At 59.7% G+C, this 26,233-nt stretch carries 20 protein-coding genes and 1 tRNA gene; 14 read left to right on the top strand and 7 right to left on the bottom strand.

Features of this window, described 5'->3' with window-relative positions:
- The first annotated feature begins 77 nt into the window (after positions 1-77).
- The 3 genes from ASD95_RS03055 (at position 78) to ASD95_RS03045 (ending at position 4,195) form a co-directional block, all read left to right on the top strand.
- The gene (locus ASD95_RS03055) at positions 78-1,349 is read left to right on the top strand and encodes a YeaH/YhbH family protein (RefSeq protein WP_056726641.1); all 1,272 of its coding nucleotides are present in this window, start codon (positions 78-80) and stop codon (positions 1,347-1,349) included.
- Positions 1,346-2,908 carry a SpoVR family protein gene (locus ASD95_RS03050; RefSeq protein ID WP_056726640.1) on the top strand — a complete coding sequence of 521 codons (1,563 nt, stop codon included), beginning with the start codon at positions 1,346-1,348 and terminating at the stop codon, positions 2,906-2,908. The genes ASD95_RS03055 and ASD95_RS03050 overlap by 4 nt, the downstream gene beginning before the upstream one ends.
- Before the next feature lie 63 nt (positions 2,909-2,971).
- Positions 2,972-4,195, top strand: a complete 1,224-nt coding sequence (locus ASD95_RS03045) for a multifunctional CCA addition/repair protein (RefSeq protein WP_056726639.1) — start codon at positions 2,972-2,974, stop codon at positions 4,193-4,195.
- A gap of 86 nt (positions 4,196-4,281) precedes the next feature.
- Here the strand turns inward: ASD95_RS03045 and folK are convergent, their stop codons facing one another.
- Entirely contained in the window at positions 4,282-4,800 is a 519-nt protein-coding gene (gene folK, locus ASD95_RS03040) for a 2-amino-4-hydroxy-6-hydroxymethyldihydropteridine diphosphokinase (RefSeq protein ID WP_056726638.1), read from the bottom strand.
- The gene (gene folB, locus ASD95_RS03035) at positions 4,791-5,147 is read right to left on the bottom strand and encodes a dihydroneopterin aldolase (RefSeq protein ID WP_056726637.1); all 357 of its coding nucleotides are present in this window, start codon (positions 5,145-5,147) and stop codon (positions 4,791-4,793) included. Before folB ends, folK begins: the two co-directional genes overlap by 10 nt.
- Before the next feature lie 74 nt (positions 5,148-5,221).
- Between folB and plsY the strand changes: the two genes are divergently transcribed.
- Complete coding sequence (plsY, locus tag ASD95_RS03030; RefSeq protein WP_056726636.1) at positions 5,222-5,791, top strand: glycerol-3-phosphate 1-O-acyltransferase PlsY; 570 nt, start codon at positions 5,222-5,224, stop codon at positions 5,789-5,791.
- A 23-nt stretch (positions 5,792-5,814) separates the two neighbouring features.
- On the opposite strand, the gene tsaD is transcribed toward plsY, so the two are convergent.
- Positions 5,815-6,840: a tRNA (adenosine(37)-N6)-threonylcarbamoyltransferase complex transferase subunit TsaD gene (tsaD, locus tag ASD95_RS03025; RefSeq protein WP_056726635.1), complete on the bottom strand. Its 1,026-nt coding sequence runs from the start codon at positions 6,838-6,840 to the stop codon at positions 5,815-5,817.
- Between the two features lie 199 nt (positions 6,841-7,039).
- On the opposite strand from tsaD, the gene rpsU reads away from it, so the two are divergent.
- The 5 genes from rpsU (at position 7,040) to ASD95_RS03000 (ending at position 15,580) form a co-directional block, all read left to right on the top strand.
- Positions 7,040-7,255, top strand: coding sequence for a 30S ribosomal protein S21 (rpsU, locus tag ASD95_RS28270; RefSeq protein ID WP_002551877.1), 216 nt, complete (start codon positions 7,040-7,042; stop codon positions 7,253-7,255).
- A gap of 481 nt (positions 7,256-7,736) precedes the next feature.
- A complete protein-coding gene (gene dnaG, locus ASD95_RS03015; protein WP_056726633.1) occupies positions 7,737-9,704 on the top strand; it encodes a DNA primase in 1,968 nt (655 codons plus the stop codon).
- Between the two features lie 67 nt (positions 9,705-9,771).
- Positions 9,772-11,619 carry an RNA polymerase sigma factor RpoD gene (rpoD, locus tag ASD95_RS03010; protein WP_056726632.1) on the top strand — a complete coding sequence of 616 codons (1,848 nt, stop codon included), beginning with the start codon at positions 9,772-9,774 and terminating at the stop codon, positions 11,617-11,619.
- 122 nt (positions 11,620-11,741) lie between these two features.
- A complete protein-coding gene (locus tag ASD95_RS03005; protein ID WP_056726631.1) occupies positions 11,742-15,488 on the top strand; it encodes a bifunctional diguanylate cyclase/phosphodiesterase in 3,747 nt (1,248 codons plus the stop codon).
- A gap of 15 nt (positions 15,489-15,503) precedes the next feature.
- Positions 15,504-15,580, top strand: a tRNA-Ile gene (locus ASD95_RS03000).
- A 74-nt stretch (positions 15,581-15,654) separates the two neighbouring features.
- Here ASD95_RS03000 and ASD95_RS02995 read toward each other — a convergent pair.
- Complete coding sequence (locus tag ASD95_RS02995) at positions 15,655-15,960, bottom strand: XRE family transcriptional regulator (RefSeq protein ID WP_056726630.1); 306 nt, start codon at positions 15,958-15,960, stop codon at positions 15,655-15,657.
- Positions 15,953-16,318, bottom strand: coding sequence for a type II toxin-antitoxin system RelE/ParE family toxin (locus ASD95_RS02990; RefSeq protein ID WP_056726629.1), 366 nt, complete (start codon positions 16,316-16,318; stop codon positions 15,953-15,955). The genes ASD95_RS02995 and ASD95_RS02990 overlap by 8 nt, the downstream gene beginning before the upstream one ends.
- Positions 16,319-16,897: 579 nt before the next feature.
- Between ASD95_RS02990 and ASD95_RS02985 the strand changes: the two genes are divergently transcribed.
- Positions 16,898-17,206: a DUF3077 domain-containing protein gene (locus ASD95_RS02985; RefSeq protein ID WP_046039457.1), complete on the top strand. Its 309-nt coding sequence runs from the start codon at positions 16,898-16,900 to the stop codon at positions 17,204-17,206.
- 95 nt (positions 17,207-17,301) lie between these two features.
- On the opposite strand, the gene ASD95_RS02980 is transcribed toward ASD95_RS02985, so the two are convergent.
- Together ASD95_RS02980 and ASD95_RS02975 are read right to left on the bottom strand one after the other, a co-directional pair.
- The gene (locus ASD95_RS02980; protein WP_056726628.1) at positions 17,302-17,934 is read right to left on the bottom strand and encodes a hypothetical protein; all 633 of its coding nucleotides are present in this window, start codon (positions 17,932-17,934) and stop codon (positions 17,302-17,304) included.
- Between the two features lie 113 nt (positions 17,935-18,047).
- On the bottom strand, positions 18,048-20,402 hold the full coding sequence (locus tag ASD95_RS02975) for a glucose/quinate/shikimate family membrane-bound PQQ-dependent dehydrogenase (protein WP_056726627.1): 2,355 nt from the start codon (positions 20,400-20,402) through the stop codon (positions 18,048-18,050).
- Between the two features lie 185 nt (positions 20,403-20,587).
- Between ASD95_RS02975 and ASD95_RS02970 the strand changes: the two genes are divergently transcribed.
- From ASD95_RS02970 to pqqF, 4 genes are all read left to right on the top strand, one after another.
- Positions 20,588-21,049, top strand: coding sequence for an Lrp/AsnC family transcriptional regulator (locus ASD95_RS02970; RefSeq protein WP_046039454.1), 462 nt, complete (start codon positions 20,588-20,590; stop codon positions 21,047-21,049).
- Positions 21,050-21,271: 222 nt separating this feature from the next.
- Positions 21,272-22,954: a flavin monoamine oxidase family protein gene (locus ASD95_RS02965; protein ID WP_056726626.1), complete on the top strand. Its 1,683-nt coding sequence runs from the start codon at positions 21,272-21,274 to the stop codon at positions 22,952-22,954.
- Between the two features lie 12 nt (positions 22,955-22,966).
- Positions 22,967-23,761 (top strand): carbon-nitrogen hydrolase family protein, encoded by a 795-nt coding sequence (locus ASD95_RS02960; RefSeq protein ID WP_056726625.1) that lies wholly within the window; start codon positions 22,967-22,969, stop codon positions 23,759-23,761.
- Positions 23,762-23,799: 38 nt separating this feature from the next.
- The gene (gene pqqF / locus ASD95_RS02955) at positions 23,800-26,229 is read left to right on the top strand and encodes a pyrroloquinoline quinone biosynthesis protein PqqF (RefSeq protein ID WP_056726624.1); all 2,430 of its coding nucleotides are present in this window, start codon (positions 23,800-23,802) and stop codon (positions 26,227-26,229) included.
- The last annotated feature ends 4 nt before the right edge of the window (positions 26,230-26,233 follow it).

The following is a 26,233-nucleotide window of genomic DNA, read 5'->3' as shown; positions in this document are numbered from 1 at the left end:
CGTTCAACATCCCTCGGCTCTCGGTTCGATGCTGTATCACCGCTCGCCCCTTTCAGGACAGCTTCTAAGGAGCAGTCATGAGCTATGTGATCGACCGACGTCTCAATGGCAAGAACAAGAGCACGGTGAACCGCCAGCGGTTTCTGCGGCGTTACCGTGATCACATCAAGAAGGCTGTCGAAGAGGCGGTCAGCCGGCGCTCCATTACCGATATGGAACACGGCGAACAAATCAGCATTCCCGGCCGCGACATCGACGAGCCGGTGCTTCATCACGGTCGCGGTGGCAAGCAGACGGTCGTGCACCCGGGCAACAAGGAATTCACCAGCGGCGAACATATCGCCCGCCCACCGGGAGGTGGTGGTGGCCGTGGCCCCGGCAAGGCCGGCAATTCCGGCGAAGGAATGGACGAATTCGTCTTCCAGATCACCCAGGAAGAGTTCCTCGAGTTCATGTTCGAGGACCTCGAACTACCCAATCTGGTCAAGCGCAACCTGACCGGCACCGACACCTTCAAGACCGTGCGCGCCGGGATCAGCAACGAGGGTAACCCCTCGCGGATCAACATCATCCGCACCTTGCGTTCGGCTCACGCCCGGCGTATCGCCCTGTCCGGCAGCAGCCGGGCAAAGCTGCGCGAAGCCAAGGAAGAACTTCTGCGACTCAAGCAGGAAGAACCGGACAACTTCGGCGATATTCAGAAAATCGAAGAAGAAATCGAAAAACTCAGTGCGCGCATTCATCGCATCCCGTTCCTCGACACGTTCGACCTCAAGTACAACCTGCTCATCAAGCAACCCAACCCCAGTTCCAAGGCCGTGATGTTCTGCCTGATGGACGTATCCGGCTCGATGACCCAGGCGACCAAGGATATCGCCAAGCGCTTCTTTATCCTGCTGTACCTGTTTCTCAAGCGTAACTACGACAAGATTGACGTCGTGTTCATCCGCCACCACACCAGCGCCCGCGAAGTGGATGAAGAGGAGTTTTTCTACTCCCGTGAAACCGGCGGCACCATCGTCTCCAGCGCCTTGAAACTGATGCAGGAGATCATGGCCGAGCGTTATCCGAGCAACGAGTGGAACATCTACGCCGCCCAGGCCTCCGACGGTGACAACTGGAACGACGACTCCCCTATCTGCCGCGACATCCTGATCAACCAGATCATGCCTTTCGTGCAGTACTACACTTACGTTGAGATCACCCCGCGCGAACACCAGGCCCTGTGGTTCGAGTACGAGCGCATCGCCGAAGCCTTTTCCGACACATTTGCCCAGCAACAACTGGTCTCGGCCGGGGATATCTATCCGGTCTTCCGTGAACTCTTCCAGCGCAGGTTAGTGACATGACCGCCAAAGAGCAGAAACGCCAACCCATTTCCACCGGCTCCGAATGGACGTTCGAGCTGATTCAGGCCTACGACCGCGAAATCAGTCGTATTGCGGCCGGTTACGCACTCGATACGTATCCCAACCAGATCGAAGTGATCACCGCCGAACAGATGATGGACGCCTACGCCTCGGTCGGTATGCCGCTGGGTTATCACCACTGGTCCTACGGCAAGCACTTCCTCAGCACCGAAAAGTCCTATACCCGCGGCCAGATGGGGCTGGCCTACGAAATCGTGATCAACTCCGATCCATGCATCGCCTACCTGATGGAAGAAAACACAATCTGCATGCAGGCGCTGGTGGTGGCCCATGCCTGCTACGGGCACAACAGCTTTTTCAAAGGCAATTACCTGTTCCGCACCTGGACCGACGCCAGCTCGATCATCGATTACCTGGTGTTTGCCAAGCAGTACATCATGCAGTGCGAAGAACGCCACGGCATCGACGCGGTCGAGGACCTGCTCGACTCCTGCCATGCCCTGATGAACTATGGTGTCGACCGCTACAAACGCCCTTATCCGATCTCCGCGGAGGAAGAACGTCGCCGGCAAAAGGACCGGGAAGAACATCTACAGAAACAGATCAACGATCTGTGGCGCACCATTCCCAAGGGCGCGGACAAGTACAGCGACAAGGACAACGCGCGCTTCCCCGCCGAACCTCAGGAAAATATCCTGTACTTCATCGAAAAACACGCGCCGCTGCTGGAGCCATGGCAACGGGAAATCGTGCGCATCGTGCGCAAGATCGCCCAGTATTTTTATCCACAGCGTCAGACCCAGGTGATGAACGAGGGCTGGGCCACGTTCTGGCACTACACCCTGATGAACGACCTCTACGACGAGGGCCTGGTCACCGACGGCTTCATGATGGAGTTCCTGACGTCCCACACCAGCGTGGTGTTCCAGCCTGGTTTCGACAGCCCTTACTACAGTGGCATCAACCCCTACGCCCTGGGGTTTGCCATGTACCGCGACATCCGTCGCATGTGCGAAGAACCTACGGAAGAAGATTACCGCTGGTTCCCGGACATCGCCGGTACCGACTGGCTGGCAGCCATCAAATTCGCCATGAGCAGCTTCAAGGACGAGAGCTTCATCCTGCAGTACCTGTCGCCCAAGGTGATCCGCGACCTGAAGCTGTTCAGCATTCTTGATGACGACCAGAAGGACGACCTGCTGGTGCCCGCCATTCACGACGAAGGAGGCTACCGCATCATCCGTGAAACCCTCGCGGCACAGTACAACCTGGGTAATCGCGAGCCCAACGTGCAGATCTACAGCATCGACCGGCGTGGCGACCGATCCCTGACCCTGCGTCACCAGCAGCACGACCGCAAACCACTCGGGGACTCGACTGAAGAAGTGCTCAAACACCTGCACCGCCTCTGGGGCTTCGATATTCACCTGGAAACCCTGCAAGGCGATCAGGTCATGAAAACCCACCATGTGCCGCCCAGAAGCGAGCACAGCGAAGGTGATTACGGCCGCCTGGACCTGGCCGTCATCCATCTTTGATCCGGTTTGCGCCTCCGAAAGCTCGATGCAACGGTTATCCTGTCGAGCTAACGGAGGTTTTTTATGCGTATTTATAAAGTCGGCGGCGCGGTACGCGATCGCCTGCTGGGCAAACCGGTAACCGATATCGACTGGGTCGTGGTCGGCGCCACCACCGAAGAAATGCTCGCCAAGGGCTTTCGCCCGGTGGGTGCGGACTTCCCGGTGTTTCTTCACCCAAAAAGCGGTGAGGAATACGCCTTGGCCCGCACCGAGCGCAAAAGCGGGCGCGGTTACGGCGGGTTCACTTTTCACGCAAGCCCTGAAGTCACCCTCGAAGAAGACTTGATCCGTCGCGACCTGACCATCAATGCCATGGCCGAAGACGACCAGCAGAACCTGACCGACCCGTACCACGGCCAGCGCGATCTCGAAGCGCGCCTGCTTCGCCATGTTTCCCCGGCATTTGCCGAAGATCCGCTCCGGGTCCTGCGTGTTGCCCGCTTCGCGGCACGCTACGCGACGCTGGGTTTTACCGTTGCCCCGGAAACCCTGGCACTGATGCGCCAACTCAGCGAGTCAGGCGAACTTGAAGCACTGACCCCGGAACGCAGCTGGAAGGAAATTTCCCGCGCCCTGATGGAAGATCAGCCACAGGTGTTTGTGGAGGTTTTGCGCGCATGCGGCGCACTCCAGGTCCTGATGCCCGAGGTCGACGCGCTGTTTGGCGTACCGCAACCACCCGCCCACCACCCGGAAATCGATACAGGCATACATACCCTGAGCGTGTTGCAGCAAGCGGCGCTGCACAAACAGCCGTTGACCGTGCGCTGGGCCTGCCTGCTGCACGACCTGGGCAAGGGCCTGACGCCCGAGGAAGAATGGCCGCGACACATTGCCCACGAGTTCAAAGGCCTGAAGCTGATCAAAGCGATCAATGAACGCTTCAAGGTACCGAGGGACTGCCAGGAACTGGCACTGCTGGTGGGCGAGTATCACACCCATGGGCATCGCGCCCTTGAGCTGAAGCCATCAACGTTGCTGGAGGTGCTGCAAAGCTTCGACATTTACCGCCGGCCACAGCGGTTCGAGGAGTTCATCGCGGCATGTGAGATGGATGCGCGTGGGCGCGAAGGGCTGGAAGAAAGAAGTTATCCACAGGCGGATTATTTGCGCGGCGCGGCAACCGCGGCTCGTAGCGTGGCGGTTCAGCCGCTGCTGGAGAAAGGCTTCAAGGGGCCGGAACTGGGGGAGGCGATCAAGCGTGAGCGACTCAAGGCGCTGAAGGCCTACAAAGAAAAAGCCTGAACAGGATAAAAGATCGCAGCCTTCGGCAGCTCCTACAGGACGCATCAATCCTTGTAGGAGCTGCCGAAGGCTGCGATCTTTTTGCTTTACAGTAAATCAGAGGGTGTCAGCTGCCCACCACGCCATTCGAAAGCCACTGGCGCCAACACCTGATCAATCTGCGCTTCAGCCCACAAGGTCGCAAAGCTCTTGCCTGCGCCCGGGTGCACGCGATCCGGTGCTATCAACGACAACGGCCACAGAACAAACGCATTCTTCAGAATTTCTGCCCGCGGCAAGATCAGGCCGTCGAAGTTGCCCACCAGGTCACCGAACAACAACACGTCGATATCCAGTGGCAAACCTCGGCGATCCGGTGCGTAACGACCGTTATCCGCCTCGATGAATTTCAATCGACGATCAAGTTCAATAAGCGGCAGATCGGTATACGCCGACACCACGAAATTGAAGAATGGCCCACTCTTGATGCCCACCGGCTGACTTTCGAACACCGCCGAACAGCGGATATCGACAAGAAACGCCGCCAAAGCATCGAGCCCCGCCCGCAAATGGGCTTCACGCTCGAGATTGCTACCGAGCCCGAGGTACACCTGTGTCAGCGACATCCGCGCTCGATCTCCACGCCCACACCGCCGATGGCAGCCGGGACAGCGCCGGGCTTGGTCAGCTTCAGGCGCATCCAGGTGATCTTGAATTCGCTCATCAGTACTTCAACCAGCCGCTCGGCAAAGGTTTCCACCAGCTGGAATTGCGCCTGCTCGGCAAACGCCTGGATACGCGAGGAAACACTGGCGTAGTCGAGCGCCAGGGTCAGGTCATCACCGGCTGCGGCCGGGCGATTATCCCAGGCGAAGCTCAGATCAAGACGCAAGCACTGTCGGATGCCTCGTTCCCAGTCGTAGGCACCAATCACCGTGTCGACTTCCAGGCCCTCGATAAACACTCTGTCCAAGCACTTCTCTCCGCTACACGACAAGGGCGCAATGCGCCGTTAGAATCAGGGCTTCCTCGCCCGGAATAGTTAGCATGTTTTGGTTATTGGCGATCCTCGCCTACCTGCTCGGCTCTCTGTCCTTTGCCATTTTGCTCAGCCGCCTGACCGGTAACCCCGATCCGCGAATGAGTGGCTCGGGTAATGCCGGCGCCACCAACATGTTGCGCCTGGCCGGCAAGAAACTCGCCATCCTGACCCTGCTCGGCGACCTTTGCAAAGGCCTGCTGCCCGTGCTGATCGCCGGTATCGCGGGCCTTTCACTACAGGATCAGGCCTGGATCGGCGTCTATGCCGTGATCGGCCATCTGTTTCCGTTGTACTTCCGCTTTCGTGGCGGCAAGGGTGTCGCCACCGCAGCCGGCATGTTGCTGGGACTATACCCGCCCGCAGCCTTTCTGGCGGTCTGCGCCTGGCTCTTGACGTTCTACCTGACCCGCACCAGCTCCCTGGCCGCCCTCATCGCCACACCACTGACCCTGCCGCTGCTGGCCTGGCAGGAACCGGCCGCCCTGTTGCCCATGAGCGTACTCACAGGCCTGATCGTCTGGCGCCATCGCGGCAATCTACGCGACCTGTTTGCCGGGCGCGAACGGCACTTCTAGCGGCCGGACATAAGCACCGTTCATCACAATGCGGTCAACTGCTCCATCGGCCAGCGTGCCTGCACGCTGATAGCCAGGCTTTCCTGCTGACCGGCCTGCAAGCGCTGGCAACCGGCGAACGCAATCATTGCGCCATTATCGGTGCAGAACTCAGGGCGTGCATAAAACACATCGCCTTTCATGTCGCCGAGCATTTTTTCCAGGGAAGTGCGCAACGCCTTGTTGGCACTGACGCCCCCTGCTATCACCAGGCGCTTCATTCCTGCCTGCTTGAGGGCACGCTTGCACTTGATGGTCAAAGTCTCCACCACGGCCTGCTGGAACGCCAGCGAGATGTCGCAACGGGCTTGCTCGCTGTCGTCCCCGGCGCTGACGCACTGCTGCCAGGTATTCAAGGCGAAGGTTTTCAAGCCGCTGAAACTGAAATCCAGGCCCGGGCGGTCGCACATAGGCCGCGGGAACACGAAACGTCCTGCAACGCCCTGCCCTGCAAGGCGAGCGATCTCCGGCCCGCCCGGATAATTGAGGCCCATCATCTTGGCTGTCTTGTCGAAAGCTTCGCCGGCGGCATCATCCAGGGTCTCGCCCAGGAGCGTGTACTGACCGATTCCGTCGACCTGAACCAGTTGCGTATGACCACCCGACACCAACAAAGCGACGAACGGAAATTCCGGCGGTTGCGACTCCAGCATCGGCGCCAGCAAATGGCCTTCCATGTGATGCACGCCGAGGGCCGGGATGCCCCAGGCAAAGGCCAGCGCCTGGGCGCAGGAAGCCCCTACCAGCAGGGCACCGACCAGGCCAGGACCCGCGGTGTAGGCGATCGCATCGATCTCGGTCGGCACGCAGCCGGCCTCGGCCAACACCTGACGAATCAAGGGCAGCATGCGTTTGACGTGATCGCGCGAAGCCAGCTCGGGCACAACGCCGCCATAGGCGCGATGCAGGTCGATCTGACTGAACAGCGCGTCGGCCAGCAGGCCGCGCTCACTGTCATATAATGCGACACCGGTTTCGTCGCAGGAGGTTTCTAATCCCAGTACTAGCATGGGTTTGCGCCTTGTTTAGGCTGAATTCGAAGGCGCGCATAATAGTCGTCGCGTGATGCCCCGACCAGCGGTTTTCGATCAGAGGCTTTGCATTCCGAGCGATGAGGGGTTAACATCCGCAACCCTTAAAAACCGACGTCTTCAAGTGCTCTTTTGCCGCGAGGATGTTGACCCCGGTAATGAATGAAGGTAGCTCTGGATGCCAGCCGTCAAAGTAAAAGAGAACGAACCCTTCGACGTAGCTCTGCGTCGTTTCAAGCGCTCCTGCGAAAAAGCCGGTGTACTGGCTGAAGTTCGTAGCCGCGAATTTTACGAGAAGCCAACTTCTGAGCGTAAGCGCAAAGCAGCAGCCGCTGTTAAGCGTCACGCCAAGAAAGTTCAGCGCGAACAGCGCCGCGCCGTTCGTCTGTACTAATACACAGACGATCGTAGCAAGCTTCTGCCAAGCCCGGCCCTCAGCCGGGCTTATGGCATTTGCGTAAAACGCTTGATGCCTCACTGTCAAAGCCGCAGACGCGACCGAGACAAATCTGCTTCACCGCGTCAGACCTGGCTCTTTTGCCAGCGGTGCACGTCTTTTCTGACGAGCCTTTCAAGGCTACTGACGAGCACACCCACTGATTCCTCTCACGACGATCAGCCCAAGGCACCTGCTTGCGTGCCAGATGATGAGCTATCCGGGGCCTATGATTGGCCGTAGCGGATTCAGCGCAACACATTCAAACAGTCGGATACTGATTGGCATTAACGTCAGTGGATTTTCGGCAGATACACTTCCCGACAACGAATACGCAGACGACACTGGTCGAGCCGCACACTTTGCGCGCCTCAAACAATGACCGCCGTTCGGTCGCCGTACGTTACGGGATCCTTTCAGCGCAGATGACGAGAACGCCATGGCCGGGCTAATTCCCCAGAGCTTCATTGACGACCTTCTGAACCGCACCGACATCGTCGATGTGGTCAGCTCGCGCCTGCAATTGAAAAAGGCCGGCAAGAACCACACCGCCTGCTGCCCGTTCCACAAGGAAAAGACTCCGTCGTTCAGCGTCAGCCCCGACAAGCAGTTCTATTACTGCTTCGGCTGCGGCGCTGGCGGCAACGCCCTCGGCTTCATCATGGACCACGACAACCTGGATTTCGTCCAGGCCGTCGAAGAACTGGCCAAAGCCGCCGGCATGGAAATCCCCCGCGAAGAAAGCGGCCGACCGCACAAACCGCGACAGCCGACCGATTCGCCGCTGTATCCGCTACTGAGTGCCGCTGCCGATTTTTATCGCCAGGCCCTGAAAAGCCACCCATCACGTAAAGCCGCCGTGGAATACCTGAAAGGTCGCGGGCTGACCGGCGAAATCGCCCGGGACTTCGGCCTGGGCTTTGCTCCGCCCGGCTGGGACAACCTGTTCAAGCACTTGAGCAGCGATACCCTGCAACAAAAAGCCATGATCGATGCCGGCCTGTTGATCGAAAACGCCGAAAGCGGCAAACGCTACGACCGCTTCCGCGACCGCGTGATGTTTCCGATCCGCGACAGTCGTGGGCGCGTCATCGCCTTCGGCGGCCGGGTATTGGGCGACGACAAGCCGAAGTACCTGAACTCCCCGGAAACCCCGGTTTTCCATAAAGGCCAGGAACTCTACGGCCTGTACGAAGCGCGCAAGACCAACCGCAACCTCGACGAGATCATCGTCGTCGAGGGCTACATGGACGTCATTGCCCTGGCCCAGCAAGGCCTGCGCAATGCCGTCGCAACCCTGGGCACAGCCACCAGCGAGGAACACCTCAAGCGGCTGTTTCGCGTCGTGCCCAACGTGCTGTTCTGCTTCGACGGCGACCAGGCCGGCCGCAATGCAGCATGGCGGGCGCTGGAGGCGACACTTTCTAGCCTGCAGGACGGTCGTCGCGCACGCTTTCTGTTCCTGCCCGAAGGCGAGGACCCGGACACCCTGGTCCGTTCCGAAGGCACCGATGCCTTCCGCGCACGCATCAACCAGCACGCGCAGCCACTGGCCGATTACTTCTTCCAGCAACTGACGGAAGAAGCCGACCCGCGTTCGCTTGAGGGCAAGGCTCACATGGCCACCCTCGCCGCGCCGTTGATCGACAAAGTCCCGGGCGCCAACCTGCGCATATTGATGCGTCAACGCCTGAGCGAAATCACCGGCCTGAGCGGTGAAGCGGTGAGCCAGTTGGCACAAAGCGCCCCGCAAGAAGCACCGCCCGCCTACGACCCGAGCATCGATTACGACGCGATGCCCGATTACAGCGACTATCATCAGCCGCAGGCACAGGAAATGTATGTGCCGCAGCAGGAATGGACGCCGAAGAAACCCGGTGCAGGAGGCAAGAAATGGGACAAGAAACCGTGGGACAAGAATGGCAAACGGGGCGGTGATCGTGATCAACCCCGCGCGCCACGGGTGCCCGCCGCCGTAGAACCGCCGACCCTCGCCGCCTTGCGCACGTTGCTGCATCACCCGCAACTGGCCGAAAAAGTCGAGGATGCCGGGCACTTCGCCGCCGAGGATCACACCAACACGCAATTGCTGGTGGCGCTGCTCGAAGCTGTGCAGAAGAATCCCAAGCTAAACTCAATTCAATTGATTGCGCGTTGGCACGGCACAGAACAAGGCCGCTTGCTCAAAGCCCTGGCGGAAAAGGAATGGCTGATTGATGGAGATAACCTTGAACAACAGTTTTTCGACACCATTACTAGCTTGTCAGCCCGCCAACGCGAGCGAAACCTGGAACAACTTCTGCGAAAAGCGCGTCAAAGCGAATTGACCAGCGAAGAGAAAAATCAACTGCGCGACCTCTTGAGTCGCAATGTTTCCGCATCAAACCCGACCTCAACTGGCGCGTGAGGTCATAGCTCAGGTATAATCCTCGGCTTGTTTTTTGCCCGCCAAGACCTTCAGTGGATAGGGTGTTATGTCCGGAAAAGCGCAACAGCAGTCTCGTATCAAAGAGTTGATCACACTTGGTCGTGAGCAGGGCTACCTGACTTACGCGGAGGTCAACGACCACCTGCCGGAGGATATTTCAGATCCGGAACAGGTGGAAGACATCATCCGCATGATCAATGACATGGGGATCAACGTATTCGAGGTTGCGCCAGATAAGGATTCCCTTATGCTGGCCGACGCCGATACCGACGAAGCCGCAGCCGAAGAGGCCGCTGCAGCGTTGGCTGCGGTCGAGACCGACATTGGTCGCACTACCGACCCGGTGCGCATGTACATGCGCGAAATGGGTACGGTGGAGCTCCTCACGCGTGAAGGCGAAATCGAAATCGCCAAGCGTATTGAAGAGGGCATCCGTGAGGTGATGAGCGCAATCGCGCACTTCCCCGGCACGGTTGATCATATTCTCTCCGAGTACACCCGCGTCACCACCGAAGGTGGCCGCCTGTCCGACGTCCTGAGCGGTTATATCGACCCGGACGACGGCATCGCGCCGCCTGCGGCAGAAGTGCCGCCGCCGATCGACGCGAAAGCCGCTAAAGCGGATGACGACGCCGAGGACGATGACGCCGAAGCCTCCGATGACGAGGAAGAAGCCGAAAGCGGTCCGGATCCGATCATCGCTGCACAGCGCTTCGGTGCTGTGGCCGATCAGATGGAAATCACCCGCAAGGCGCTGAAAAAGCACGGCCGCAACAACAAGGCAACGATTGCCGAGCTGTTGGCCCTGGCCGAGCTGTTCATGCCGATCAAACTGGTTCCGAAGCAATTCGAAGGCCTGGTCGAGCGTGTTCGCAGTGCCCTGGATCGCCTGCGTCAGCAAGAGCGCGCAATCATGCAGCTCTGCGTTCGTGATGCACGCATGCCGCGTGCCGACTTCCTGCGCCAGTTCCCGGGCAACGAAGTCGACGAAAGCTGGAGTGACGCCCTGGCCAAAGGCAAAGGCAAATACGCTGAAGCCATTGGTCGTCTGCAGCCGGACATCATCCGTTGCCAGCAGAAGCTGACCGCGCTGGAAACCGAAACCGGCTTGACCATCGCTGAAATCAAGGACATCAACCGTCGCATGTCGATCGGTGAGGCCAAGGCCCGCCGCGCGAAGAAAGAGATGGTTGAAGCCAACTTGCGTCTGGTGATCTCGATCGCCAAGAAGTACACCAACCGTGGTCTGCAATTCCTCGATCTGATCCAGGAAGGCAACATCGGCTTGATGAAAGCGGTGGACAAGTTCGAATACCGTCGCGGCTACAAGTTCTCGACTTATGCCACCTGGTGGATCCGTCAGGCGATCACTCGCTCGATCGCCGACCAGGCCCGCACCATCCGTATTCCGGTGCACATGATCGAGACGATCAACAAGCTCAACCGCATTTCCCGCCAGATGCTGCAGGAAATGGGTCGCGAACCGACCCCGGAAGAGCTGGGCGAACGCATGGAAATGCCTGAGGACAAGATCCGCAAGGTATTGAAGATCGCTAAAGAGCCGATCTCCATGGAAACCCCGATCGGTGATGACGAAGACTCCCATCTGGGTGACTTCATCGAAGACTCGACCATGCAGTCGCCAATCGATGTTGCAACCGTTGAGAGCCTTAAAGAAGCGACTCGCGAAGTGCTGTCCGGCCTCACTGCCCGTGAAGCCAAGGTACTGCGCATGCGCTTCGGTATCGACATGAATACCGACCACACCCTCGAAGAGGTTGGTAAGCAGTTCGACGTGACCCGTGAGCGGATTCGTCAGATCGAAGCCAAGGCGCTGCGCAAGCTGCGCCACCCGACGAGAAGCGAGCATCTGCGCTCCTTCCTCGACGAGTGATCACAAAACCCCCGGCCCAGGCCGGGGGTTTTGCTTTGTACAGATTAAATCCCCCCGCCTCCCCCCTCCGCCCTGTAGCCGTCTACACTCGAAACATTCCCCCGAGCCATAACGAGACCGTTATGCCCAGACTGCCGACCGTGCTTTTTTTGCTGTCGCTGATGACCTGGACCGCAACGGCTGGCGCGCTGACTCTCACTGACGAAGAACGTAGCTGGCTGGCGGCTCACCCGGAATTGCGCCTGGGTGTCGATGCGTCGTGGCCGCCTTTCGAGTTTCGTGACGATGAGGGCCGCTACCAGGGCCTTGCCGCCGATTACATCGAGGTCATCCGCAAAAGGCTGGCAACCCGACTCACGCCCATCGAGCCGGTGAGCTGGACCGCCGTCCTGGAGCAGGCCAAGAAGGGCAAGCTAGACCTGCTGCCGGGCATCATGTCGACCCCGGAACGCCAGCAATACCTGTCGTTCACCCGCCCCTACCTGGATTTTCCGATTGTCATCCTGGCCCATGTCGGGGGCCCCCAACCACACAACCTGAAAGACCTGTACGGCCTGAAAATCGCCGTAGTGGAAAACTACGCCCCTCACGAACTGCTGCGCACCCACCATCCCGACTTGAATCTGGTAGCGATGCCCAACGTCAGTTCGGCGCTACAGGCACTGGCCACCGACGAAGTGGACGCCGTGGTAGGCGATCTGGCTTCCAGCGTCTGGAGCCTACGCCAACTCAAGCTCGACGGGTTGTATGTCAGCGGTGAAACGCCCTATCGCTATCAACTGGCCATGGGTGTACCCCGCAACAACAAGATGCTGGTTGGCATTCTCGACAAAGTCCTGGCGGACATGAGCCCCGCTGAAATCAGCGCCATTCAGGAGCATTGGGTCGGCAACGTCCTCGATCATCGAACGTTCTGGAGCGACCTGCTGGTGTATGGCCTGCCCGGACTGCTGCTGCTGACTGTCGTGCTGGCGGTGGTCATCCGCATCAACCGCCGTTTGAGCTCGGAAATCGCCCGCCGGGTCGACCTTGAACAGGAACTGCGCAGCAGCGAATACCACTACCGCGGCTTGGTGGAGAGCCTGTCGGCCATCGCTTGGGAAGCAAAAGTCACCGACTTCACCTACAGCTATGTATCGCCCCACGCCGAAGACCTTCTCGGATATCCCCTGTCCCATTGGCTGATCCCGGGCTTCTGGCGCAACATCATTCACCCCGCCGACCTGACCCGCGCCCAGACCTTCTGCGACCACGAAGTGCTGGCCGGGCGCGACCATCGCCTCGATTACCGGGTAATCACCGCCGACGGCCGCTGCCTGTGGGTGCGCGACATCGTCAGCCTGATCGAGCACGGGCATGAACCGGTGATGCGTGGGCTGATGATCGACATCACCGACGCCAAGCGCACCGAAGAAGCACTGCGCCTGTCGGAACAGAAATTCGCCTCTGTGTTCCAGCAATGCCCGGACATTCTGGTGATCGCGCGCCTGAGCGACGGTTGTCTGCTGGAGGTCAACGAAGCGTTCGAGGAGCAAATTGGCCTCAAGGCCGAGGACGTCATTGGCCAGACCGCCACCAACCTGAACATCTGGGGGATTCCCGGTGTCGGGCCGGGCCTTCTGCAACGCTTGCAGGCCGGCAGCATCCGCAACCTGGAAATGCCCTTCCGTCGCAGCAACGGCCAGGTGTTTACCGGCCTGATCTCCGCCGAACCGTTCGACCTCGACATGACACCGGCGCTGGTGGTCGTGGTGCGGGACATCACCCAGCTCAAGGAAACCCAGCAACAGCTGCAAACGTCCGAAGAAAAGTTCGCCAAGGCCTTCCACGCCTCCCCCGACGGCTTGCTGCTGTCGCGGCAAAGCGATGGCTTGCTGTTGGAGGTCAACGACGGTTTCAGCCGCATCACCGGCTTCAACAGCGCCATGTCGGTGGATCGTTCGGCGCTGGACCTGGGAATCTGGGTCAATCTCAATGAGCGCAAGCAAATGCTCGACCTGCTGCACCGCGACGGTTTTGTCCGTGATTTCAGCTGCCATATCCGCCGCAGCGACGGGCAGATCCGCCTCTGCGAAGTGTCCAGCCGTCCGCTGCCGATTGGCGATGAAAACTGCATGCTGACCATCGCCCGGGACATCACCGAGCGGCACCTGATGCAGGAAAAACTGCAACAGGCCGCCACCGTGTTCGAAAGCACCGCCGAAGGCGTATTGATCACCGACACCCAACAGCACATCAGCGCGGTCAACCGTGCGTTCACCGAAATCACCGGTTACAGCGAAAGCGAAGCCCTGGGCCACACGCCACGCCTGCTCGCCTCGGGCCTGCATGACAGCGCGTTCTACGCGGCCATGTGGCACCAACTGACCGCCGAAGGCCATTGGCAAGGTGAAATTTCCAACCGACGCAAGAATGGCGAGCTGTACCCCAGCTGGCTGACCATCAGTGCCGTGCGCAACCGGGAGAAGTTCATCACCCACTTTGTCGCGGTGTTCGCCGACATTTCCAGCCTCAAGCATGCCCAGGCCAAACTCGACTACCAGGCGCACCACGACCCGCTGACCGGCTTGCCGAACCGCACACTGTTCGAAAGCCGCCTGCTGACCGCGCTCAACAGCCAGCAGGAAAACGGTGGCCAGGGCGCGGTACTGTTCCTCGACCTCGACCGCTTCAAGCACATCAACGACAGCCTCGGCCACCCGGTCGGCGACCTGCTGCTCAAGGGCATCGCCGTGCGCCTCAAGGAGCAACTGCGTGATATCGACACTGTGGCGCGCCTGGGAGGTGACGAGTTCATTATCCTGCTGCCGGGCCTGCAACAATCCAGCGACGCCGACCACATCGCCAATAAACTGCTCAACTGTTTCGCCGCGCCATTCCAGGCCGGCGAACACGAGTTTTTCATCAGCGCCAGCATCGGCACCAGCCTCTATCCGAAAGATGGCTGCGACGTTGCCACACTGATCAAGAACGCCGACGCCGCGATGTACCGCTCCAAGGCCAAGGGCCGCAACCGCGTCGAAAGCTACACCCGCGACCTCACCGCCCAGGCCAGCGAACGCGTGGCGCTGGAACACGAACTGCGCCGCGCCATCGAGCGCAACGAATTGCACCTGTGCTACCAACCGAAAATCAGCCTCGAAGACTACAGCCTGGTCGGCGCCGAAGCCCTGATCCGCTGGCACCATCCGACCTTTGGCGACGTACCGCGGGAACACTTCATCCCGCTGGCCGAAGAAAACGGCATGATCCTGCAAATCGGCGACTGGGTGCTGGAAACCGCCTGCCGGCAGATGGCCGAATGGCACAGGCTGTACGAAAGCCCCGGTCCGCTGTCGGTCAACCTGGCCGGCGCCCAACTGCGCCAACCCAACCTGGTGGGCCGCATCGAACAGTTGCTCAAGGACAACGGCCTCAACCCCGGTTTCCTGCAACTGGAAATCACCGAAAACTTCATCATGAGCCAGGCCGAGGAAGCGCTGGCGGTGCTGCATCAACTCAAACAACTGGGCGTGCAACTGGCCATCGACGACTTCGGCACCGGCTACTCGTCCTTGAGCTACCTCAAGCGCCTGCCGCTGGACATCCTCAAGATCGACCAGTCCTTCGTCCGCGGCCTGCCGGACGATCCCCACGATGCCGCCATCGTACGCGCCATCATCGCCCTCGGCCGCAGCATGCAATTCACCGTGATTGCCGAAGGGGTCGAGACCCGGGCGCAACAGCAATTCCTCGCCGCCGAGGGCTGTGAACAAATCCAGGGCTACATCGTCAGCCTGCCCCTGCCCCCCGACGAATTCGCCGCGACGTTTCTTCGTACAACAGTAAAGGCTTTTTCGGATAGCACAGTCGCAAAACCGTCGCTATAATCCGCGACCTACTGAGGGCCTATAGCTCAGTTGGTTAGAGCAGAGGACTCATAATCCTTTGGTCCACGGTTCAAGTCCGTGTGGGCCCACCAAACAAGAAAGCCGCGCATTGCGCGGCTTTTGCGTATCTGAATAGCCCGAAACAGTAGAGCCATTTTTTAATCGTTCAGTTGGCAAAGTTTTCGATCTTTACCTGGCCCTCGGGGAAGGTGGCGATGATTTCCAACTCGCCACCCATGGCGCGGATGTAGTTGCGCAAAGTACTGATGTACATGTCCGTTCGCCGCTCCATCTTGGAGATCGCCGCCTGGTTGACATGCAGTGTCCTGGCCAGTGTGTCCTGACTCAACGCTTGCGCCTGGCGCAACTCGTGCAGCGGCATTTGTGCTCGTAGCTTCTGATGCAAGGCCTCAACACGCGCTTGAGACTCTGGAGAGCGACGTGACACCAAATCAGCAAATTTTTTAGCCATTCTCATAGCCCTCTTTCTTCAATGTTTCCAAGTGCTCGTCGTAGAGACGTTCGGCCAGTGGCACGTGTTCCGTATACCAACGCTCCTGGCCGGTTTTATCACCGCCAATCAGCAGAATCGCACTGCGCCGTGGATCAAACGCGTACAGCACACGGTACGGCCTGCCAGCGTGCTGCACTCTTAACTCACGAAGGTTGCCATGCCGTGAACCCTTGATATCGCTGGTATGTGGAAAACCCAAGTGTGGGCCATCCTCGCCCAGCAACATCACTGTGGCCTGAACCGAGTCCTGTTCGAACTCGTTCAGGTGATCCCACCAGGCCTCAAATTCATCCGTGTATTCGACGTCCCATTTCATACAAATATGCCACCAAAGGAATATAACCTCAAAGGAATAAATGTATGAGCTTCAGAGGTGCCCAACCACTCTGACTCCTCTGTCAATTGTTAACGATGGTTACTCGCAGTAGGTTTGCCGTTTCGCCAATTGCTTCAGCGCCCTCATGACAACGTGGGAACCCAGCGCTTGGCTCAACTACTCAGAGGATGCACCGGCCTGGAAAATCGCTCGTCGCGCCAGTCTTCGTTTACAGAGGGTGTCGCAATATCGGATGACGTCCGTAAACCTTGTAGGCAAACTCCGAACCTTGCTTTTGGGCACTTTGCCGCCTTGTTGCGCTTTTCTTTGACGGGATAGTCTCCGGTCGTCGCTGACCATTCAGCGATCGGGCTTGGAAACCCGTCGGATCAAATCGCAGCAGAATCTACCACTACTCCAGTCGTTTTTTACGACTGCGAAACTGTGTTATGGCAGCTGTGCGTGGGACGCTTTCGGGCGTGCCGGTTTCCTTGATCCCCGGTTTTCCAACCTGCGTACAGCTGCCACCCATTCGCTTGGAAACGAACGTGGCGGCTTCTTGGATTAAGGAGTTACATCATGAGCAAAACCATCTCGCACGATCCTTCAGAACTGAAAACCATCGGCTTCACCCCCTTCCTATATCTCTCGGATCAACCACTGTTCCACGTCTGCCGTGACGTCCCCATCGCCGACGCTCTGGCCCAAGCCTCCGACCTGCTGTTCCTCGCCAAGTCCCTCACCGTGGACGCCGCCTACGCCCAAGATTCCGACCGTCACGCCTGGGCCGCGCATTACCTGACGACGATGAGCAAAGCGGTGATTGATGATGTGGTGAAGGTACTGACGCGCAAACCTGCTCAAACGAGAGCACAAGCAGATCAATAAAACACACAGAGCCTCAAAGTTCCCAAATAGGGACCGAGCGTTCCCTTTTTGGGACTGATTAGAGCCAAATGCTTCGGCTATTCAGTTCAAACACATCATGAAGGCATGGCCTGCACGGCCAGCCGCCGCTCCAGCTCCTGCCCCGTCAGCATGCCCTCATACGTATCCGCCGGCCGTCCCCACTGCTCCACGATGACCATGCCGTCCACCAGCGCCACAGCCAATTCGGCAATCGTCTCGGCCTGATCTTCTATGATTTTTTGCGTCCGCAGCCACAGCCGATCTGTCATCTCTTTAAGCTCCGCCGCTATCCGCACACCCGACGCAGGATCAGTATTCGGGTAGACGATATTTCGCAGCAGATGCTGAAGCTCCCTGATTTTTGCGTAATCCTGTTCCGCCCCCTGCTTGCCTTTGAGGATGGCGGTGGCCTTGGGCTTATCGACGCGTTTGGCGGCTGAAGGTTTTGAAGGCAGGGTCTGCGCCAGTGAGCCAGCCAGGAGCACCATCATCCGGGCTTCCAGATGTTCCTTCATGGCTTCCATCGACGAAATCGGGCGCACCAAGGTAATGGAGGCCCCTCCCTGGTGCCGCAAATCCTTGCTCACTGTCAGGGTCACGCCGCCCGTTTCAAACCCCAGGGCGCGGGCCACCACGTAGTGCCCCATTTCGTGATGGGCGATCTGCAAGGCACGTTCCCGTACAGCAGCAGGTAGCTTCATTGTCATGTTCTTCGCCTCGCACCCTCGACTGCCTCAATCCTAGCCGATTTCCACACAGGCTCTTTCGCCCAAGAAAAAGCCGCGCAATGGCGCGGCTATCCTGACTGAAGCTTCAGCCCTTATTTGGGCAAGGCGTAGGCAATCACATAATCCCCACGATCCGTCGACTGACGCGCACCGCCCACCGTGAGCAGGATGTACTGCCTGCCGGTTTTCGGTGAAACGTAGGTCATCGGCCCGGACTGACTGCCCACCGGCAAGCGCGATTTCCAGATTTCGTTGCCGTTGCCGGTGTCGAAGGCGCGCAGGTAGAAGTCCTGGGTGCCGGCGAAGAACAGCAGGCCCGACTGGGTGGCCAGCGATGCGCCGAGGGTCGGCATGCCGATCGGGATCGGCAAGTGCATGCGGATGCCCAGCGGGCCGGTGTCCTGCACGGTGCCGACCGGAACTTGCCACATCAGTTTGTGGGTCTTGAGGTCGATGGCGGACATGGTGCCGAACGGTGGTTTCTGGCACGGAATACCGACCGCCGAGAGGAAACGTTCGCGCATGGCGCCGAACGGCGTGCCTTCCTGGGGTACCACGCCCATTTCGATACCGCTGGCCCCGGCTTTGATCTTGTCGCGCGGGATCATGTAGTTGGCCAGGCCCAGGCGCATGTCGTTGACGAACATGTAATTGGTGTTCGGATCAACCGAGACGCTGCCCCAGTTCATGCCGCCCAGCGAGCCCGGGAATTGCAGGGCGCGGTCCATGCCCGGTGGGGTGTAGACGCCTTCGTGGCGCATGCCTTTGAACTGGATGCGGCACATCAACTGATCAAACGGCGTGGCGCCCCACATGTCGGATTCGGTCAGGGTCTTGTTGCCGATTGACGGCATGTCCACCGAGAACGGCTGGGTTGGCGAGTAGCGTTCACCGGGCACCTTGCCTTGCGGCACCGGGCGCTCTTCGACGCGGGCAATCGGCACGCCGGTTTCGCGGTTGAGCAGGAAGATCTCGCCCTGCTTGGTGACTTGCGCCAGGGCTGGCTGGGTGCCGCCCTTATCGTCCGGCACGTCGTACAGCAGCGGCTGCGCCGGCAGGTCGAAGTCCCACAAGTCGTGGTGGGTGGTCTGGTAGTGCCAGCGTACCTGCCCGGTTTTCACATCGATGGCGACGATGGACGAACTCCACTTGTCGTCGAGCTCGGTGCGTTGACCGCCGAAGAAGTCCGGGGTGGCGTTGCCGGTTGGCAAGTAAACCAGACCGAGCTTGGCGTCGTAGGACATGGCCGACCACACATTCGGCGTACCACGGGTATAGGTCTCACCGGTCGGTGGGCGTTTGGTGGTGTTCGGGTTGCCCGGATCCCACGCCCACATCAGCTCACCGCTGCGCACGTCGTAGGCACGCACCACGCCCGGCGGTTCGCCAGTGGAATAGTTATCGGCCACGCGGCCGCCGACGATCACCACGTCTCCTGCGACCAATGGGGTCGAGGTTTGCTGGTAGTAACCGGGCTTCACTTCGCCCATGTCAGTGGTCAGATCGACAGTGCCGTGGTTACCGAACTCTTCGCAGGGCTTGCCGGTGTCGGCATTGATAGCGATCAGGCGCGCATCGCCGGTCGGCAGAAACAGACGTTTCGTACAGGCGGTTGGCTGATTGTCCGAAGACGCCGGAGTTTCGGAATAGCCCAGGCCACGGCAACGCTGCCAGTTGGGCGCGGTGCCTTGGGGGTCGAACTTCCAGCGCTGGGCGCCGGTGTCGGCATCCAGGGCGAAGACTTTGCCGTAGGCGGTGCAGGTGTAGACCGTGTCACCGATTTGCAGCGGAGTGTTCTGGTCTTCGGCGCCGGCACCGGTGCTTTGCGGGATGTCACCGGTGCGGAAGGTCCAGGCGACCTGCAATTTGTCGATGTTGCCTTTGGTGATCTGGTCCAGCGCGGCAAAGCGGTTGCCGGCGGTGGTGTTGCCCCAGTGGGCCCAGTCTTTCTGCTCGGTGCCCGGAGTGACCGGCGTTACCGCAGGTACGGTGGTGTTTTTGACCACATGGGTCGGCACGAACATGTAGGCCATCGTCGCAACGACGCCCACGCCCAGAATGCCAGCCAGACCGTAGGCGCCACGCCCAGCGGTCGCGCCCGAAGCACGGACCAGGGTCGGATAGATCAACGCCACCACCAGACCGATCACGGCGAAGGTCAGTACCCGCGAGACCAGCGGCCAGTACTCGAGGCCCGCATCCCAAACGGCCCAGATCGCAGTGAGGAGCAATGCCACAGCATACAGCCAGGCGCCGAGCGGCTTGCGCCGGGCAATCATCAACCCGGACGCCAGCATTGCCAGCCCCATCAGCAGGAAATACCAGCTGCCACCCAGCGCGATCAGATAGCCACCGCCACCGGCCAGGCCGAGCCCGATCAGTGCAATCAGCACACCCAGCCCCGCCAGCAACCATTTGCTGCCGGCGGCAGCCCCAGAATTGTTCATGTCGGAAATTTTCCCCATTTGTGACAAGGACGGAATAATGTACTACCTAGTTACTTATGGCAATTTGTCGCAGGCAAAAATGTCATGAACGGTATTGAGGCTAGATCAAATCGCCGTCGCGAGCGTCCTGCAGGAACTGCCTGTAACATGCTTGCGCACTGATCCATGCCCCTGGAGATAACCCCTTGCCTGACACTCGCACGCCCGTTCTCGATGAAATCGACCGCCAATTGATTGCCGCCCTGCAGATCAACGCCCGCGAGAGCGTGGCCATGCTCGCCCGACAACTGGGCATCGCCCGTACCACCGTCACTTCGCGCCTGGCGCGGCTGGAAAAGGCCAAGGTGATCACCGGTTACGGCGTGCGCCTCGGCCAGCGCGTGGTGGATGGCGGGTTGCAGGCGTATGTGGGGATCACTGTGCAACCGCGTTCCGGCAAGGAAGTGTTGCGACGCCTGAGCGCAATGGCGCAGGTGCAACAGCTGTGCGCGGTGAGTGGCGAATTTGATTATGTGGCGTGGTTGCGCACCGATTCGCCGGAGCAACTCGATCAGTTGCTGGATCAGATTGGCAGTGTGGATGGGGTGGAGAAGACCACGACGTCGATCATCTTGAGTAGCAAGATTGATCGGGGGCAGCCGGTTTGAGTTTTCAGGCCTGGGTTCATCCGTGACTGAACTGGCGCTATCGCGAGCAAGCTCGCTCCCACAGTGGTCAGTGCGCATTGATAGTTCGTCATACTGATCAAACAAACATCAAAATGACGACACTTTGCGTCTTAATAACGTGTTCTGCGCTCTCTAGAATGGCTGACATCTTTTCCTATACTCAGATGCGCATCCCGCGTCGGGTCGCCAGCAAGGTCAGCCATGAACAAGAACAATCGCCATCCTGCAGACGGTAAGAAACCAGTCACCATTTTCGGCCCGGATTTTCCTTTCGCCTTCGACGACTGGATTGAGCATCCGGCCGGGCTGGGCAGTATTCCCGAGCATAATCACGGTGCCGAAGTGGCGATTGTCGGCGGCGGGATTGCCGGCCTGGTGGCGGCGTATGAGCTGATGAAGCTGGGCCTGAAACCGGTCGTCTACGAAGCTTCGAAAATGGGCGGCCGTCTGCGTTCCCAGGCGTTCAATGGCGCCGAAGGCATCATTGCCGAGCTGGGCGGGATGCGCTTCCCGGTGTCGTCCACCGCGTTCTATCACTACGTCGACAAACTGGGTCTGGAAACCAAACCTTTCCCTAACCCGCTGACACCCGCGTCGGGCAGCACGGTGATCGACCTCGAAGGCCAGACCCATTACGCACAGAAGCTGTCGGACCTTCCTGCACTGTTCCAGGAAGTGGCTGACGCCTGGGCCGATGCCCTGGAAGCCGGCTCGCAGTTCTCCGATATCCAGCAAGCCATCCGCGACCGTGATGTGCCACGTCTGAAAGAGTTGTGGAACACCCTGGTTCCGTTGTGGGACGACCGCACCTTCTACGATTTCGTCGCCACCTCCAAGGCGTTCGCCAAGCTCTCGTTCCATCACCGCGAAGTGTTCGGCCAGGTCGGTTTCGGTACCGGTGGCTGGGATTCGGACTTCCCCAACTCGATGCTGGAAATCTTCCGCGTGGTGATGACCAACTGCGACGATCACCAGCACCTGGTGGTTGGCGGTGTGGAACAGGTACCCCAGGGCATCTGGCGTCATGTACCGGAGCGTTGCGCGCATTGGCCAGCGGGCACCAGCCTCAGCTCGCTGCACAACGGCGCACCGCGCACCGGCGTGAAGAAAATTGCCCACGCGCCGGGCGGCCGTTTCGCCGTCACCGACAACTGGGGCGACACCCGCGAATACGCGGCCGTGCTGACCACCTGCCAGAGCTGGCTGCTGACCACCCAGATCGAATGCGACGAAACCCTGTTCTCGCAAAAAATGTGGATGGCTTTGGACCGTACCCGCTACATGCAGTCGTCTAAAACTTTCGTGATGGTCGACCGCCCGTTCTGGAAGGACAAGGATCCGGAAACCGGCCGCGACCTGATGAGCATGACCCTCACCGACCGCCTGACCCGTGGCACCTACCTGTTCGACAACGGCGACGACAAGCCGGGGGTGATCTGCCTGTCGTACTCGTGGATGAGCGATGCGCTGAAAATGCTCCCGCAGCCGGTGGAAAAACGCGTGAAGCTGGCCTTGGATGCGTTGAAGAAGATCTACCCGAAGGTCGATATCGCCGCACGGATCATCGGCGATCCGATCACCGTTTCGTGGGAAGCCGACCCGCATTTCCTCGGCGCGTTCAAAGGCGCCCTGCCCGGCCACTACCGCTACAACCAGCGCATGTACGCGCACTTCATGCAGGACGACATGCCAGCCGAGCAGCGCGGGATTTTCATCGCCGGCGACGACGTTTCGTGGACGCCTGCCTGGGTTGAGGGCGCGGTACAGACCTCGCTCAACGCGGTATGGGGCATCATGAAGCACTTCGGCGGTGCAACTCACGCCGAGAATCCGGGTCCAGGAGATGTATTCAACGAGATCGGACCGATCGCCCTGCCCGAGTAAGAGGAATCCGAAATGCGCGTAGCCCTTTACCAATGTCCGCCGCTGCCTCTGGACGTCGCTGGCAACCTGCAACGCCTGCATCAGTTGGCGCTGGAAGCCAAAGGCGCCGACCTGCTGGTGCTGCCGGAGATGTTCCTGACCGGCTACAACATCGGCGTCGATGCCGTCAGCGTGCTGGCGGAGGTGCATAACGGTGAGTCGGCACAGCAGATTGCGCGCATTGCCAAGACTGCCGGGATCGCCATTTTGTATGGCTATCCCGAGCGCACCGAGGACGGGCAGATCTACAACGCCGTGCAGTTGATCGACGCTAACGGCGAGCGCATCTGCAATTACCGCAAGACCCATCTGTTCGGCGATCTGGATCACTCGATGTTCAGTGCAGGTTCCGATGAGTTTCCCGTCGTTGAACTCAACGGCTGGAAACTCGGCTTCCTGATCTGCTACGACCTGGAGTTTCCGGAAAACGCCCGACGCCTGGCCCTGGCCGGTGCCGAACTGATCCTGGTGCCGACCGCGAACATGATTCCGTTCGATTTCGTCGCCGATGTCACCGTGCGTTCCCGCGCCTTCGAAAACCAATGTTATGTGGCTTACGCCAACTACTGCGGCCATGAAGGCGATATCCACTATTGCGGTCAAAGCAGCATCGCTGCGCCGGATGGCAGCCGCATCGCTCAGGCAGGCCTTGATGAAGCATTGATCGTCGGCGAGCTGGATCGACAGTTGATGGTCGACTCCCGCGCCGCCAATCGCTACCTGATCGATCGTCGTCCCGAGCTTTACGGCGAGCTGAACAAGTCCTAATCCGCTAGCATTGGCACTTCACTGTTCTGGAAGTGCCCATGCCCGCGTTGAATCCCCTTCGCCCCCACACTGAAACCCTGGCCAACGGCCTGCGGGTGACGCTGCGTCATGCCCCGAATTTGAAGCGTTGCGCAGCAGCGTTACGGGTCGCCGCGGGTAGCCATGATGTGCCGCTGGCGTGGCCTGGCCTGGCGCATTTTCTTGAGCATTTGCTGTTTCTGGGGACTGAGCGTTTTCCTGCCGGGCAAGGGTTGATGGCCTACGTCCAGAGTCATGGCGGCCAGGTAAACGCGCGGACCAGCGAACGCACCACAGACTACTTTTTCGAACTGCCGCCCCAGGCGTTTGCCGGTGGGCTTGAGCGTTTGTCAGACATGCTCGCCCATCCGCGTATGAATCCGGACGACCAGCAGCGGGAACGGGAAGTGTTGCAGGCGGAGTTTGTCGCCTGGTCGCAGGATGCCGAGGCGCAGCAGCAGTTTGCGCTGTTCAATGGACTGGCCGAGGCTCATCCGCTAAGGGGTTTTCATGCTGGCAATCGCGACAGTCTGCCACTGCAACAACCGGAGTTTCAGCAGGCGCTGCAGGGTTTTTATCAGCGCTATTACCAGACCGGGCAAATGACCCTGAGCCTGGCCGGACCGCAGGGCCTCGATGAATTGAAAGCGATGGCAGAAGCCTTTGGCAGCGTCATTGCCAAAGGCGAAACAGTCACGCAGCAAGCGCCGATACCGCTGATGGATGCGCCAGATAAAAGTTATCAACAGGCTGACGAACGACGTCTGGACCTGCTGTTTGCCCTCGAAACACTGCCTGACAACTCTGCCGAAGCGTTGGCGTTCCTGTGCCATTGGCTGAACCAGGTAAAACCCGGCGGCTTGTTGGCGGACCTGCGCGAGCGCGGGCTGGCCGATCACCTGAAAGCCCAGCCGCTGTACCAGTTCGCCGGGCAAGCCTTGCTTCATATCGAATTCACCCTGCCTGCCACAGTCTCGGCAACAGGCATCCGCGGACGCCTGCTGGACTGGCTCGGTTTCTTTGCCGAGCAAGACTGGAACCGATTGCGCGAAGAGTACGCCACCCTGCTCCAGCGCCAGCAGCAAATCAGCAGTGCCTTGCAACTGGCCCGCCTGGACAGCGAACAACGCGAAGTCGGGTTATCCGAACCGGGTGTAACAGCCCTCAAGCAAATCCTTCAACAAATCGGCGCTGTGGATAACTTCAACGGCCCATGGCAATTGCCAGAACCTAATCCGTTCCTGTGCGCCGAAGCACCAACACCTAACGCCGGATTGATTCGCGGCCAGACCAGCGCCCACCGTGGCCTGCGCACGTTTGCCCAGGATCGCTCGCGCAGCCGTCGTGAACGCTCGCCGATGCAGTTCAGTCAGGCATGGCCGGACAACGATGCTGAAGGTGCGATTTATCTGCGCTGGCGTCTGGACCCGGCCCCCGGCAGCCAGCTTCAATCACGGCTGGAAAACCACCTGCAACCGTTGCGCGAAGACGCGCGCCAGGCTGGTGTGGATATTTCCTTCAGTGCGTCGGGCAACGAATGGCTGCTCAAACTGAACGGGCTACAGGAGCCGATGCCCAGCGTCCTGGAGCATGTGCTCAAAGAACTGACAAAACCCGATGCCGCTGTCTCACAAGCCGAATCGACCAGCGTTGCGTTGATTCCGATTCGACAACTGCTCAAGGCATTGCCCGATCACTGCCTCGGGCACACCGCGAACTCGGACGACGTGCAGCCACTCTGGTCGAGTGCGCGCTGGGATGGGCTGGCCATCGGGTTATCGGCTCAGGCTCAGGCAGCCATGGGACTGGCCTTGAGCCGCATACCCGGCACGCCGGACAATCAACTGACGCCGCGCTCTTCTATCCTTGCACAGCACCTGTGGAGCAATGTCGATACCGCCTCCAGCGAGCACGCGTTGCTGCTGTTCTGTCCGACAGCCACCCAGGAATTGGCCGACGAAATTGCATGGCGTTTGCTCGCGCATGTCTGTCAGACGCCGTTCTACCAACGCCTGCGGGTGGAACTGCAACTCGGCTATGCGGTGTTCAGCGCCCTGCGGCAGATTCACGGACAAACCGGGTTGCTGTTCGGCGTGCAATCGCCAAGCGTTGCGCCGGTGGAGCTGCTGCAACACACCGAGCAATTCCTGAATCGATTGCCGGAACTGATCCACGCACTCGACGACACTAGCTTCAACGCTCAACGCCAGGCCCTGGCGGATCAGTTTTCCAGCGCTGCGCTCACTACGGCGCAAGCGGCCGAATTGCTTTGGCAGGGCAAGCTGGCCGGCCGTTCGTCGGATTATCTGACGCAATTGCCCGAGGCCATAGTGCGCATTGACCGGACCGCTCTACTGGCTGCGGCCCAACGCCTGAATCAGGCCGAAGGCGGCTGGCTGTGCCTTGCCAACAGCGCTTCGCCAGGCGCGCCATGGCAAGCGGCAAAATGATCAT

Origin of the sequence: Pseudomonas sp. Root71, from assembly GCF_001429045.1 — a bacterium.
GTDB lineage: Bacteria > Pseudomonadota > Gammaproteobacteria > Pseudomonadales > Pseudomonadaceae > Aquipseudomonas > Aquipseudomonas monachiensis.
This window is presented reverse-complemented; position numbering and strand designations above follow the sequence as displayed.